The sequence below is a fragment of the Floridaenema aerugineum BLCC-F46 genome, from assembly GCF_041929345.1.
Taxonomy (GTDB): Bacteria; Cyanobacteriota; Cyanobacteriia; order Cyanobacteriales; family Aerosakkonemataceae; genus Floridanema; species Floridanema aerugineum.
This window is the reverse complement of the sequence record NZ_JBHFNQ010000206.1, coordinates 14420-29501: the sequence shown is the minus strand read 5'-3', so window position 1 is coordinate 29501 and position 15082 is coordinate 14420. Positions and strand designations below refer to the sequence as shown.

Sequence of the window (15082 nt, the reverse complement as noted above, 5' to 3'; positions counted from 1 at the left end):
GAATCGCAGCCAAATTACATTTGACTTTGACCAAATCACCAAATATTGCCTGAGTATAATCAATATTTAAGACGCTTATTGCTGGCAATTTTTGAAATTTTTGATTAGAGTCGAGGTAAACTGCTTTTATTAATGAATGGCTTGATACCAAAGGCTATCAGGTACTTATAGAGGATAAGGTTTACATCCCATACATTAAACAGCCATTCATCAACATCAGATGCAGAAATATGGGGATGAATTTTTAGAATTTTCACTCCCAAGAGGGTGTGGATGGCTTCTACCTGAAAAACACCATCCTTTAAATTAATCTTGTGACAAGCATTCCAGGCTGATTGAACCAGATTTTCTTGCAGTTCTTTGTCTACCGAACTCGGCATTATGGCTGTTGTTTCGCGACTAATGTCAGGCGTATTTAGTCCCTTATCGGTTACATAACCAGCAAGCAATTCACCATCAGAAATGATTAGAGTAATATCGTGTTGAGAACCTTCAAAGTAAGGGGTGACGATTATCTCGGAGTTAACCCCTACCGAATCCCCTTGAGGTGTCAGAGTTTGGAGAGAGGTTTTATAGTCTTCAAACTTAGCTCTTAATTCTTCTTCTGTTTGAATGACTTTTACCCCAGAAGCACAAGCTCCACTATCTGACTGAATTACCAAAGGATAGTAGTGTGGTGGAATATCCGTTACATCCTTCAAAGCAAAAACTTCAACAAAATCGGACTTGACTAAATCTTCATAAGCTAGATTATCCTGATTATAGGATAAACTTTGTTTATAAGTGAGAAACTTGCTTTGAGCAATGCTTGCAGAGAGGTAGTCATTCGCGGGTTTCTCTAAAAAGCTAGCTACCAAAGTAGATAAAGGGACATACGCTTCACAAAATGTAATTACACCATCTACAGGGATGCCATGTTTACGAACAACTTCCACAATTGCTAGGGCATTTTTTAGGTCTTTGGTAGAGAAGTTGATATCAATATTGAAAAATTGGCTGCTATAACTAACAGCAAAATGGTTAGGATTGCCATCTATCAGAATGATATTAAGTCCTACTTGTTGGGCAAATTCAAAATCACTCCGTTTTGAGTAGTCTCCCCCGCCGATAATCAATATATTCTTGCCTTTGAGCATATAGTGATATGAGCGATACAACATCGTTTCCACCCATTTATCAAGGATGTCAGTCCTGTTAGGAGAATGCTGTACTTCATAGACCTGTAAATTTCCTTCGCAGTTATGGCTATTGACTTCAATGAGAAATGGTTCTAATTGACCCCCATGTTGTTTTACAAAAACATCTAAGCCAATGAAATCTGTTTGTTTATTTGGCGGGACATGGGTTAAATGCTGTGTTTCATAGTCAATAATAGACTTCAGTACTGCTTCACCTAATCGCTTGATTTTGTCAAGCAGTTGATTTTTCTGGTCGTTCGTTAATTGCAGTACATTACACAGATAGTCGATTGAAAAACTTTTAGAGGTAGCCCCACTGATTGGTTTGTCAAGATATCCTAGATTACAGATAATGCCGGAAGTCTCGACAATATTATTGGGGCGGCGGGTTACCAATACTCTCAACCTTGCACCAAGGTTGCAGTTATCGTTAATGCTTGAATCGATAAATTCGTCTACAAGTAAACAATCATTGTCCTGAAGTGAATCCAGGCATTTTTTAAAGTTTTCAACAGCCCGATCTAAGTTATCCTTTGACTCAATCGTGCATAGCATACTTCCCATTAAATTTGAAGGCTTTATCACAAATCTATAAGGCGGGAACGCTGTCAGATAGTCTCGGATTTCATCATCGGAGATATTTTTTGATAGGGGAATTAACTTAACTTTTGAATTAATAGGATGATGGCTATATCTTTCTAGAGAGAAGCCAAAAGCCATCGTCTGGGGTACATTGACATCTCTGGCAGCCGCAAGTAAGCGAGTATGCAATTTGTCATCGGTATATTCTTCTAGTTCTATGCCACTTGACATCGGGCAATCCGCCAGGGTTTCATAAAACTGAAATTTTTTAGCCCTTTCTTGGAGGATGGGGGCGTCAAACTTGTAAGATTCCTCGGTGTAAAAGTTACAGATAAAAGTTATTTTTTTAGGAGTTGTGAATTTGGTGTGAAAACATTGACCAAATTCATTCATGCCAATCCCTTCAAGGAGATATAAAACAGATTTATTACCTTCTTGCTCAACTCTTACCCAAGTGGGTTCAGTGACTATAAATGCACATTCAGGCAAAATTTTACTCGTTGCCCACAGTAAAGAAACTCTATCTTCCTCGGAAAAAAAAACGATACAGGGTTTCCGTTCATCTGATTCTTGTTCGGTCTGATATTCTTTAATAGGCTTCAGTTTATAAACTTGAAGAGCTGAATTTAGTATTTCCAACATATCCAAATCCTCCTAGTATGAATTTTTTATTCAGGTTATGACCGTAAATATCGGTACAAATTTATGCTGCTTTGTTTACCGAGCGCGACTTGGTAGAATGCCTAGCAAAAGCTTCCGTGATTATTTCTGACATCAGTTGTGCAAACGGAATACCAGCCAGATGCAAGATAGTGCCAAGGGAGGTTTGGTTTAGGTCGGAGAAGTCAGTCAGAGGTATAGAAGAAATGGCACAGTTAGCATTAACTTCCAGTACAAAAAGCTCTTGAGAATCTTTGTCCATGCGGATATCTACTCGCGCATATCCGTTGCCACCAATTGCACAATACGCACGCTTGCTGAGATTGCAGAGTCTTTCACTCAAATCCGAAGCTATCGGTTGGCAATGGTAAAACGGTTCCGAGGATGACGATGCAGATTCTTCAAGGTGTTCGCTCCAGAAGTTATCGTAAGACCGAAATTGTTGGGTTTCAGGTAAGCTGGACTGAAACACCAGTTCAATCGGCGGATAGATTTTCAGGCTTTTCGGTTGCTGGGAATCACCTAGTAGAAAAACTGTAAATTCACGACCGCTGATAAATCGTTCTACAAAGATGCTGTCCGGTGGAAACTGCATCTCGTGTAGCCCTTGCAGCAATCGCTGAACCTGTTTACTCACTTGTTCATCGCTTTCGACAACCGATTCCAGTAAAATTCCGATACTGCCATAGGCGAGTGCTGGTTTAACTAATAGAGGTGTGCCAAGGCGATCGCAAACTCCCTGAACGCGGCTGGGGTCTGAAATAACTTCGTAAGGAGCAGTAGCTACACTCGCCTCCATAAAAGCACGCTTCATCCAAATTTTGGATGTGGTGAGATGGAAAAAGTTAGAATCTGCACCTGTAAAAATAATGCCTTTTTGTTCCAGCAGTTTCATAACAGAAGTACCAGGGTAGCCATCAATCTCATCATTACCATCACAATAGTTCAATACCACTGAGATATACTTATTGCTGGAAGCTGCTACCTCTTCTACAACCGCCTGCATATTTTTCAAGGTGATCGGTTGCCATTTCCAATTCAAGCCGAGTTCTGCAAAAACATCTATCAGTCCCTGGCGATATCCAGGATTGTCGTATTCGCTGCTCAACTCTTGTCCTTGAATGCGGTAGGGAATAAACGCCCAGACAAACAGCTTACTGCTAGGCATATATAATCTTTGTAACATTGATATTTTCTCCCTCAATTGGTTGTAAAACTGCGGCACAAAGTCCTCAAGAGTTGAATCAAAATCTTTATTCAACCACTATAGGGAGGGCAAAGACTTTGCATTTCATAATTTTTTTACTACGATGATTTTGTCTTATCTTCAAGTCATACATTGATTGATAATAGTCAGATTGTCGAACACAAACTTTCATTTGATATCCTCTAATGTTACTTTGGTGCAAATGTACAGCGTAAAGATCGGGTTGGTTTTAAGTTATTGCGATCGCCAAGGTCACTTTTTTAGTCCTTGTCATTTCGTAACAAGTTTCTTAAAAAGTAAAAAATTGAATTGGTAGCTCACACTAAAGGGGCTAAGAAATAAACTAAATATTTCTTTTGGAAGATGACACTCTAATACTTTCTTATTAATACCAAGGTTCTTAAGTCCTTGCCATCCGGGTAATTACGCAAGAAAAAGATGGTTCGCATGAGAACGGAAGAACTATAAAAGTACGGTATGCCGATCATAATTCAAGCATTCCACTTCTGCTATTGACAATACGTTAAGTGATTTTACAGATTTTTTTTAGCTAATCTTTTAATTATTGGTTTATATGAAGTTTTATTAGATAAAACTTTGAACTTTTTTGATATGTAGTGATATTACGGCTAGATAGGGGAACAATAAAGTAGGCAATAGTAGACTCTCTCAAATGAGAGAATGCTGTTACCGATTATCAAATGTACACAATATTAAGGAGTCAAGGCACATTGACTAGGCAGGAGTCACTCAATCCAAAGTGGCAGCAACCTTTTCCAGGGAACTTATCCAAGCTTCCCAAGAGTTTTGCGGAAGTAGTTGAGATCGTTACAGGTTTTGTGTTCGATGAGTTTGATCGCGAAATCACCGAAAAACAACTTTACTATCATAATCGCGAACATATCAACGGTGTACGGAAAAGAGCCAACCTAATTTGGCAAATAATTTATCCTGAAAAAGATCATCAAATTTCGCAAAACTTAGCCAGAATGCAAGTATTGTTAGATTTATGTGCTAATGCTCACGATCTAGTTCAGGTTTTTCTCCCCCAAACAGAGCCGCACACTTCGCGAAAGCGAGAAGCTGGAGTGAGTGAAACCTTGACTATTGAGAAATTATACGATTATATTAACCAGTTAAATAATCAGTTACGTGAGTGCCAAGTTGACGAATCTTTATTGTTTACCAAAGCAGATTTGTCTATTATAGAAGAAGCAATTTTAGCGACTATTTGCATCTACGAGCCATCTGAACAAGCGATTTATCAACCTGCTCTTTATGAACCTAATCAGGACTTATCACCGATCGCTCGGATTTTAGCACTGGCAGATATAGGAGCATTAGGAATGGAAGGAATCACAGCTTATAATCAAGAGGGTAGTCTTTTGTTTTTAGAAGAAAACCCGGATGTCATTCAAATTATTTATGAAGGAAAAAGAGAAAGTTTAGCTTTAGATAATTCACAACTTCACGAAAACATTCGACAACGCCTTCTGAAAAGAGCGCAGTTCCAAATAAATTTTGCCAAATCACGATTGAATCGTTATCAACAAGAAATTTCTAGCTTTTCAGCAGAGACAATTTCAGTTTTAACCAACGAAACATTTAAGTTCCTGAATCCAGAAACAATTAAACAAATTGAAGCCGAAATTCCTACCGCTCAAGATACACCACTGGAAGTATTATTAACTTTCTTTAATTTAGAAAAATATATCAGTTCATTAGTTAATAATTGTTCCAAAGAGGTGAATTTTCCATGTTAATTTTAATATTTCATATTGGAAATAGCTTATATGCAATTGATAGTTCTCATGTCATAGAAGTAATTCCCAGAGTTACTTATCGAGAAGTGCCTTATGTCCCGAAATATGTAGCAGGATTATTTAATTACCGAGGTGCGATCGTCCCTGTAATAGACCTTTGTCAACTAATTCGCGGTACACCAAGCAAACCTTACCTAAGCACCCGTGTAATTATGGTAAGTTATCCTGGTAAAGATGACCAATTACAATATATTGGTTTAATGGCAGAACGAGTAATTAAGACCATAAATAAGCCAGATATTGAGTTTGTTAGTTCTGGAATTCAAGCTAATAAAGCAGCTTATTTAGGCGGGATGGTAATGGATGAAAAAGGAATGATTCAACGCATAGATTTAGATAGGTTGTTTGCTGATTTAAAACCAATTAGATTCTTAGGGGCAGGGAATGATTCTAGCAGCAATTGAGAAACTATTAAGCGAAAAAATCGGCATAGATGCTCAGATTATTGGAAATCGCAAGATAGCTAGAGCAGTAGAAATGCGCCGTTTAGCTTATGGTGTACCAGATTTAGATGCTTACTTCAAAGTTCTCCAAACATTACCTCAAGAATTTGAAGAATTAGTAGAGCAAATAGTAGTTCCAGAAACCTACTTTTTCAGAGATCGCAAACCCTTTGACTTTCTAAAAAATTATGTGCGTTCCGAATGGTTAACTAAATCTAATCGCACCAGATTTTCTTTGCTAAGTATACCCTGTTCCACTGGCGAAGAACCTTACTCAATGGCAATAACCTTAATAGAAGCCGGATTACCTACTCATCGTTTTAGCATAGATGCGATCGATATTAGCAAACAAGCAATCAAAAAAGCCAAAACAGGTATTTATGGGAAAAACTCATTTCGGGGAGAAGATTGGATCGATCGCGATCGCTACTTTCAATTGACAACAACAGGGTATGAAGTGATTACACCTGTGCGAAATACAGTTAATTTCAAAATAGGTAATCTGTTAAATATATTTTCAAATGTTCAAGGCAAATATGATATAATATTTTGTCGTAATCTACTAATTTATTTGGAATTAACTGCCTGTGCAGAAGTTTTCCAAATCTTAAATCGACTGTTAGTTCCTAACGGGTTGCTATTTGTAGGAGCATCAGAGACAGCGAAAGTGCCTAGCGATCGGTTTACATCAATTCGCCAATCTTTCACCTTCGCTTATCAAAAAGCAGCATTACAGGAAACCTCAGTATCTACTGAGTTAGAAAAGCCAAAAATTGAATTAATTAAACAGCAATATACTCCCATTAACAGTAAAATTGCTAACTCCGTAATTGCTAAAACCTCTCCTACCAAACCCGCTACTCAACCCATTCAAACAAAAAAGCCAGAAAATAAAATAAACAGTTTTGAAATAGCTAAACAATTAGCAGACTCAAACCAAATAGAAGCAGCCATTAACAATTGTAAACAGTATTTAGAGTGTAATTTAGGCAATGTTGAAGTATATACATTATTGGGTACACTATATCAGAGCAAAGCTGACAATGATCGAGCCGAACAATACTTCCGCAAAGCTCTTTACTTAAATCCTAATCATTATGAAGCTTTAATTCACCTAGCTTTACTTAAAGAGCATCGCGGAGATATTGTCGGAGCAAATATCCTTCTGCAACGTCTGAAAAAATTACCGCAATCTTCCGAATTTTCTGAGTAACAATAAAGGCATAAATTATGTTGAACAGCGTATTAAAAGATCAATCAATTCAAGGTCGCATGAAGACAGCATTCAACTTCATGGGAATTTTAGTTCTGGTAGTTGCATTAATTGGCTTAACTACAACCATGCGCTTAAGTGGCGAAATCAAGACTTTAGGTGATAATAGCTTACCGAGTTTAGTAGGTTTATGGAAAGTCAACGAAGGTCAAACTCAAATTGAATCCTCTGAACGCGCTTTGTTAGTTACTGGACTAACACTACAGGAAAGACAGGCAGAATTAACTCGGATTAAAAATGCTTGGGAACAAATTAATGAAGGATTTAAACAGTATGAAGCAACACCGCGAACAGAAGAAGAGGATAAAAACTATAAAAAGCTCTTAGCAACTTGGGATAAATGGAAAAACGATCATGAAGAGCTTCTCAAACTTAACCAACAGTATGAAAGCTTAGGAATTTTACATCCTTACGCTAAACAAGTTGAACTTTTGCGTCTAAATAAAGGCGATTCACCAGAAATGTTGCTAGCACGAAGAGCAGCAGTGGCTATGGAACAGTTGCGGAACCGCGCCAAGCAAAACCGAGTTACTTTTGAAGCAGCAACAAATGACCTTTTACAAGCGATAAAAATTAATGAAAGTGTTGCTACTCAAGCCCAAAAAGCTGCAAATGAAGCAATAAGTCAATCGCAGATTTTGGCAATCTTAGCAATGATAATTGGGCCAATCATAGCAATATTATTGGGACGTTTTCTCGGTGATGCTTTAATTCGTCGTTTACAACAATCAGTGGTACAAATTACTACTTCTGCAACTCAAATTGCGGCTTCTGGTAAAGAATTAGAAGCAACAGTCGCCGAACAACTTGCTTCTACTAACGAAGTCACCGCCACAGCACAAGAAATTGCAGCCACTTCCAGAAAATTAGTGACAACGATGGATCAAGTAGCGGGAATGGCTCAAACAACAGCAGTTTCAGCTAATGATAGTCAGCATGAATTGTCAGAAATGGAAAATGTGATGCGGCAATTAGCAGAAGCAACTACTTCTATTTCCTCAAAATTAGGAGTGATGAATAATAAAGCTGGCAACATTAATAATGTGGTAGTGACTATTACTAAAGTTGCCGATCAAACCAGTTTATTATCGCTTAATGCTGCTATTGAAGCGGAAAAAGCGGGAGAATATGGTGCAGGTTTTGCAGTTGTAGCACGAGAAATTCGTCGCCTTGCTAATCAGACAGCTGTTGCCACATTAGAAATTGAACAAATTGTTAAAGATATGCAATCAGCGGTTGCGGTTGGGGTGATGGAAATGGATAAATTTAATAAATCCGTTGGTGATAGTGTTGATCGCGTTAGTAAAATTAGCGATCAAGTAGCAAAAGTGATTCATCAAGTGCAAAGTTTGCCTCCGCAATTTGAAAGAGTGAGTCAAAGTATGGAAGAACAATCTGAGGGAGCGCAACAAATTAGCGAAGCAATGGGACAATTGAGCCAAGCTTCTCATCAAACTGTAGATGCTCTACGGGAAACTAACAGCGCTTTGGAACAATTAGATGATGCTGCTCAAGGATTACGTAGAGAAGTTGCTCGCTCTGGAGCTAGTAAATATTGAAGAAGGGAAATAATTTATGATCGATCCTGTGAGTGAAACATTAATAGTGGAAACTACCCCGATCGATCGCTCAATTCTACATGATTGTTGGAATCAAATTGGAGTAATGGGCGATCGATCCTGTAATCAACTAACAACAGTAATGCACTGCCATGATTGTCCTGTTTATGCAGAAGCAGGCGACAGTTTACTAGAGCGAGAACCACCCAAAAATTATTTGGATGAGTGGATTAATATCCTCGCAGAGACACCAGTTGAACAAGAGGAAAATGAAGGGGACGAAATTGTTATTCGCACCGCTGAAGCGATTTCTGTAATGATTTTTCGATTAGGAAATGAACGATTAGCTTTTCCTGTAAAAATATTGCAAGAAGTTACTCATCCCTGTGTAATACAACCCCTTCCCCATCGCAGCAATAAATTGTTTTTAGGATTGGTAAATATCCGAGGAGAAACATTACTTTGTGCTTCTCTAAGTCATCTATTGAATTTAGGATCGCATGAAGAAACTGTTGCCACTTCCAGTCCGATAAATACCAACCGCATGATAGTAGCAGGACAAGGAGTTGATAAATGGGTATTTCCAGTAGATGAAGTACATGGCGTTTACCGCTTCCATCTCAACGAATTAAGAGATGCACCAGTAGTAATTTCCAAAGCGGCAGAAGCATATACTGAAGGAATCATCAATTGGCAGGGAAAAAAAGTAAATTATCTTGATTCTGAACTGTTGTTTTACACCCTTAATCACAAAATCTTATAATTTATTATGTTAACTGATTACTCAAAATTAGAACTATTTCGCCAAGAAACGGAAGCGCAAATAACACTCTTGAAAGAAGCGCTTCTAAGATTGAGAACACAACCATTTTCTTTACGAGAAATTGAGCAAGCAACTCAAGCAGTTCACGCAATTTGGGGAACTGCAAAGATTTTGAAAATATCAGCGATCGCCAATTTATCACAGTTAGTAAAAGAGTGTTTCCTGGCGGCTCAAAATAAGACTGTAACGCTAAGTGATGACCAAATAGATGTTTTATTTCATGCTGCTGATTTACTTTTAAGTATGAGCAAAGCAGTAGAAAATGAAGGCGATTTTGAGCGCTGGATGAATGAACATTCCTGGGATTTAGCTACAACACAAAAAGCTATTTTTGTAACAGTAAGTTCGGGAAAAAGCCTGCAACAAAGTTCAACGATTCAGGGGAATGAAGAAATTAAACCTGTTGCAGTTGCTACTCAATTATCTGTGCAGCAACCAGATGCTTTAGAATTAGTAATAGAGCAAAATTCTCCCCCGCCTTTGGCAGATATCCCTGTGACTGAAACTGCGGGTAAAATTATTGAAACCAAACTAACTTTATCAGAAAATCCGCCAGCTACTTTCAGCGGTGATAGCTCAATGATGGATCTGTTTCGCTTAGAAGCAGAAGCACAGGTAGCTGTTCTCAATGAAGGTTTATTAGCACTAGAAAGTAGCCCTGAATCGGCGCAAGCATTGGAAACCTTGATGCGAGCAGCGCACTCGATCAAGGGTTCGGCTAGAATTGTTTCATTGGATGAAATAGTTAAGTTAGCTCATGTGATGGAAGACTGTTTTGTAGCGGCTCAAAATCGAAGCATTACACTCAGTCCCGATCGTGTTGATGCGTTACTTCATGCAGTAGATTTATTGCAAGGAATTAGTCAAATTAGTGATGAAGAATTATCGGATTGGTTTGTCCAAATGGGAGCAGATTTTGCCGAAACGCGAGCAACAATCGCTGCTATTCTTAATCCAGATATCCAAACAAAGATCGCCAAAAACCCAGAAAAAAGTGTTGCTGTTACTGCTGAGGTAGTTCCCACTCTTTCTGTACCGTCAACATCTAATATTTCTGAAGAATCAACTAAACAAACAATCTCTGATACAGCTATTGTTATCCCAAATCAGTCTACTTCATCAAAAAAAATCGTTAAAGAAACTGCAAATCAAACTACCTCTTCTATCTCTTCTTCTGAACAAGCAGCTACTCAAGATCGAGTAGTTAGAGTTAGTGCAGAAAACTTAAATCGAATTATGAGTTTAGCGGGGGAATCTTTAATTGAAGCTAATTGGTTGCAACCTTATGCTGACTCAATGATGTCTTTAAAAAGACAATTATCTGAATTATCTCGCTACCTAGAACAATTACAGAATTCTTTAGATCGTGATGTTTATCATCAGGAAGGAAAGGACTATTTAGAACAGGGAAGGAACCGCGCACATGAATGTTTTGATTTCCTCAGCGAACGCTTAGGTGAATTAGAACTTTATGCTCAAAGAACGGCTAATTTATCCGATCGCCTTTACCGGGAAGTTATCACTTCTAATATGCGTCCTTTTGCTGATGGTGTGCAAGGTTTTCCCCGCATGATCCGCGATTTAGCACGCAAACTAAATAAGCAAGTTAAATTAGATATTATCGGTAAATCAACACCAGTTGATCGCGATATTCTGAAAAAATTAGAAGCACCTTTAACTCATATTTTACGCAACGCTACAGATCACGGAATTGAATTACCAGCCGAACGCATCGCTGTTGGTAAACCCCCAGAAGGTACAATCCGATTAGAAGCATTTCACCGGGGGGGAATGTTAGCAATTACTATTGCTGATGATGGCAAAGGAATTAATCCAGAACAGTTACGTCAAAAAGTAATTAATAAAAAATTAGCAACAGCAGATATGGTAGCTCAAATGAGCGATGCAGAATTATTAGAATTTCTATTTTTACCGGGATTTTCTACTGCTAAACAGGTAACAGAAATTTCTGGGAGAGGAGTAGGTTTAGATATTGCTAAAAGTATGGCGCAAGAAGTTGGGGGAACAGTACGCGCTACTTCTCATCCGGGAAAGGGAACAAGTTTTCACTTTCAACTCCCGCTAACTTTATCTGTAGTTCGCACACTTTTAGTAGAAATTTCTGGCAAACCTTATGCAGTTCCCTTAGCAAGAATCGATCAAATTGTGACAGTGGAACGAGCGAATATTTCTGAAGTGGAAAATCGTCAATATTTTACAATGAATCAACAAAATATTGGCTTAATTGCGGCTCATCAAGTCCTGGAATTACCTGAACCTTCTGCCAATTCTGGCCCACTTTCTGTAGTAGTAATTAGCGATCAATCTAATCCTTATGGGTTGGTAGTAGATAAGTTTTTAGGTGAACGCGATTTAGTTGTTAGACCTCTCGATCCAAGATTAGGTAAAGTACCAGATATTAGCGCTACTTCTTTAATGGGAGATGGTTCACCAATTCTGATTGTTGATGTGTCGGATATGGTGCGATCGATCGATGCGATTCTTAATGCTGGAAAATTAACAAAATTTGGCGCTGAATCAGCAATAATAATTATAAATAAACAGAGAAAAATTTTAGTAGTTGATGACTCAATTACTGTCAGAGAAATGGAACGCAAACTGCTAGAAAATCGAGGTTATCTTGTAGATATCGCGGTTAACGGTATGGAAGGTTGGAGTGCGGTTCGCAGTAATCGTTATGATTTGGTAATTACTGATATTGATATGCCGCGTATGAATGGGATAGAGTTAGTTAAGCAGATGCGAAGTCATCCTCGCTTACATTCAACCCCAGTGATTATTGTTTCTTATCGCGATCGCGAAGAAGACAGAATTCAGGGTTTAGAAGCGGGTGCAGATTACTACTTAACAAAAAGTAGTTTTCATGATGATACGTTAATTGATGCTGTTGTCACTTTAATCGGACGCTAATTATGAAAATTGCTATTGTTAATGATTTGGCGATCGCACAAACAGCACTACACAAGGTCGTGCAAACTGTTCCAAATTATAAAATTATTTGGACAGCACAAAATGGAGCCGAAGCAGTGCAGAAATGTGCTCAAAATAAACCAGACATAATCTTAATGGATTTGTTGATGCCTGTCATGAATGGGGTAGAAGCAACTCGTCAGATTATGAAAAATTCTCCCTGTTTTATTTTAATAGTAACTTCTGATAAAGACCGAAATTTATCGCAAGTTTATCAAGCAATGGAATATGGTGCAATAGATGTGGTAAATACTCCGGTTTATTCGCCAACAGGAGATGACAAGACTGCCAAAGATTTACTAATTAAAATTACCAGAGTTAGTAAATTAATGAAAGTATCTAGTACTTTTAGCAAAGAGTCAAAAGAATCATCTAATTTATCACCTGTAGTAACACGCAATAAATTTTCTTCCACAACACCATTAGTAGCAATTGGTTCCTCAACAGGTGGACCGAAAGCATTGGCGAAAATACTCTCCCAACTCCCAGCAAATTTTGATGCCGCTGTTTCTATTGTGCAGCACGTAGATGCTCAATTTTCTGAGGGTTTTGTTGATTGGTTAAAACAGCAATGTGCGTTGCCTGTTAGAATAGCTAATTCTGGCGATTGCTTAGAAAAAGGAACAGTGTTAGTTGCTGGGACAAACGATCATTTATATGTGCAATCTAACCTAACTTTGGGTTATACCCAAGATCCCATTAGTTACCCTTACCGTCCTTCTGTTGATGTATTTTTCAAAAGTTTAGCGCAACATTGGACTCGGAAAGGAATTGGTATCCTCTTAACCGGAATGGGAAGAGATGGTGCTGAAGGATTGAGTGCTTTACGACTTCAGGGTTGGCATACGATCGCTCAAGATAAAGAGAGTTGTGTCGTTTATGGAATGCCAAAAGCCGCAGTTGAGTTAAACGCTGCTGTGGAGGTTTTATCACCAGATGCGATCGCCTCTACCCTTCTAAAAAATTCATTTTTAACCCGCAATTTTTAATTATGACTACTCCAATAAAAGAACAAATAACTGTTTTATTAATTGACGATCAATCCATTATTGGTGAAGCTGTTCGTCGAATGTTAAGTCCCGAATTAGATATTATATTTCACTATTGTAGCGATCCTACCGAAGCCTTAGATGTTGCCGAAAACTGCAAACCAGCAGTTATTTTACAAGACTTGGTAATGCCTCAAATGGATGGGTTACTATTAGTCCGCTTTTTACGTTCTAAAGATGTTAGTACTTGCAATACTCCTTTGATTGTTTTATCTAGTAAAGAAGAACCTGTAATTAAAGCTAAGGCATTTGAATTAGGAGCGAATGATTACTTGGTAAAATTGCCCGATCGCATGGAATTAATTGCTAGAATTCGTTATCATTCTCAAGCTTATACTAACTTTTTGAAACGTCAAGAAGCTGAAGCTCTTTTTAAAGCCGAAATCTTACGTCAAGCTGCGTATATTGAGCAAGTAGGGAAAGTTACAACAGCTGCTTCTGATGTGGAACGGGATGCTTTTCAACCAGATGCTTTAACAGAAGTTGCTAAACGTAGTGATGAACTTGGACAATTAGCACGAGTTTTTACTAACATGGTTAAAACTGTTAAAAATAGAGAGAAAGAGCTAGAGTCCTTATTAAGAGCTTATGGACGTTTTGTTCCTCACGAATATCTCCAATTTCTCCGCAAAAAAAGCATTACTGATGTTCAATTGGGCGATCATGTTAGTAAAGTAATGGCTGTGATGTTTTCTGATATTCGCTCCTTCACCACTTTATCGGAAAAGATGACTCCCAAAGAAAACTTTGCTTTTGTTAACTCTTATTTGCAAAAAGTTAGTCCCCAAATTCGCAACAATCATGGTTTGATTGTCAAATTTCTGGGAGATGGGATGATGGCTGTTTACCCAGATGGTGCTGATGACGCTTTAGCTGCTGGGGTGGCAATGTTTAGGGTTGTGGAAAATTACAATAATGAACGATTACAAAAAGGAGAACAGCCTTTGCAAATTGGCATTGGTATTCATGTAGGGCACATGATGTTGGGGATGATTGGTGAAGAGAACCGGATGCAGGGAGATGCTTTTTCTGATAACGTTAATTTAACGGCTCGGTTGGAAGGTTTAACTAAATTTTATGGAGTTTCTTTGCTGATCTCTCAACAAGCTTTTGAGCATTTGACTAATCCTGAATTATATCAATTAAGATTTTTAGACCGTGCGATTGTTAAGGGTAGAAAGGAACCTTTAGCAGTTTATGAAGTTCTAGATGCTGAAGTTCAAGAGCTGAGGGATTTGAAGTTAAAAACTCAGGTAGATTTTGAGCAAGGGTTAGAGTTTTTTACTCAAAAAGACGGATTGGTAAAGGCAAAGCTTTGTTTTGAAAAGGTGTTAAGTATCAATCCTGCTGATAAAACTGCACTGCTTTATTTACAACGGATTGATATGCTAGCAAAACAGGGTATTCCTGATAATTGGAATGGAGTTTGGACTTTTACTGATAAGTGATTTCTGAAGTTTATCATACAGTCTACGTCCCAATACTGCTCGGCTA

Annotated in this window: 10 protein-coding genes; 8 read left to right on the top strand and 2 right to left on the bottom strand. The window is 38.1% G+C overall.

Translation table 11 applies throughout. From position 1 onward, the window contains the following. Nucleotides 1-104 precede the first annotated feature (104 nt). Together ACE1CC_RS27260 and ACE1CC_RS27255 are read right to left on the bottom strand one after the other, a co-directional pair. Complete coding sequence (locus tag ACE1CC_RS27260) at nt 105-2402, bottom strand: ATP-grasp domain-containing protein (protein ID WP_413273577.1); 2298 nt, start codon at nt 2400-2402, stop codon at nt 105-107. A 61-nt stretch (nt 2403-2463) separates the two neighbouring features. Beyond that, nucleotides 2464-3606, bottom strand: coding sequence for a D-alanine--D-alanine ligase family protein (locus ACE1CC_RS27255; protein WP_413273576.1), 1143 nt, complete (start codon nt 3604-3606; stop codon nt 2464-2466). A gap of 722 nt (nt 3607-4328) precedes the next feature. Between ACE1CC_RS27255 and ACE1CC_RS27250 the strand changes: the two genes are divergently transcribed. The 8 genes from ACE1CC_RS27250 to ACE1CC_RS27215 are packed head-to-tail and all read left to right on the top strand — an operon-like array spanning nt 4329 to nt 15036. After that, entirely contained in the window at nt 4329-5390 is a 1062-nt protein-coding gene (locus ACE1CC_RS27250) for a hypothetical protein (RefSeq protein ID WP_413273575.1), read from the top strand. Further along, entirely contained in the window at nt 5384-5854 is a 471-nt protein-coding gene (locus ACE1CC_RS27245) for a chemotaxis protein CheW (protein WP_413273574.1), read from the top strand. Before ACE1CC_RS27250 ends, ACE1CC_RS27245 begins: the two co-directional genes overlap by 7 nt. Next, the gene (locus ACE1CC_RS27240; RefSeq protein WP_413273573.1) at nt 5835-7106 is read left to right on the top strand and encodes a CheR family methyltransferase; all 1272 of its coding nucleotides are present in this window, start codon (nt 5835-5837) and stop codon (nt 7104-7106) included. The genes ACE1CC_RS27245 and ACE1CC_RS27240 overlap by 20 nt, the downstream gene beginning before the upstream one ends. A gap of 17 nt (nt 7107-7123) precedes the next feature. Continuing rightward, nucleotides 7124-8725, top strand: a complete 1602-nt coding sequence (locus ACE1CC_RS27235; protein ID WP_413273572.1) for a HAMP domain-containing methyl-accepting chemotaxis protein — start codon at nt 7124-7126, stop codon at nt 8723-8725. A gap of 16 nt (nt 8726-8741) precedes the next feature. Continuing rightward, a complete protein-coding gene (locus ACE1CC_RS27230) occupies nt 8742-9488 on the top strand; it encodes a chemotaxis protein CheW (RefSeq protein WP_413273571.1) in 747 nt (248 codons plus the stop codon). A gap of 6 nt (nt 9489-9494) precedes the next feature. Further along, nucleotides 9495-12479, top strand: coding sequence for a hybrid sensor histidine kinase/response regulator (locus ACE1CC_RS27225; RefSeq protein ID WP_413273570.1), 2985 nt, complete (start codon nt 9495-9497; stop codon nt 12477-12479). Nucleotides 12480-12481: 2 nt separating this feature from the next. Next, nucleotides 12482-13528: a chemotaxis response regulator protein-glutamate methylesterase gene (gene cheB / locus ACE1CC_RS27220; protein ID WP_413273569.1), complete on the top strand. Its 1047-nt coding sequence runs from the start codon at nt 12482-12484 to the stop codon at nt 13526-13528. A gap of 2 nt (nt 13529-13530) precedes the next feature. Continuing rightward, nucleotides 13531-15036 (top strand): adenylate/guanylate cyclase domain-containing protein, encoded by a 1506-nt coding sequence (locus ACE1CC_RS27215; RefSeq protein WP_413273568.1) that lies wholly within the window; start codon nt 13531-13533, stop codon nt 15034-15036. Nucleotides 15037-15082 lie beyond the last annotated feature (46 nt).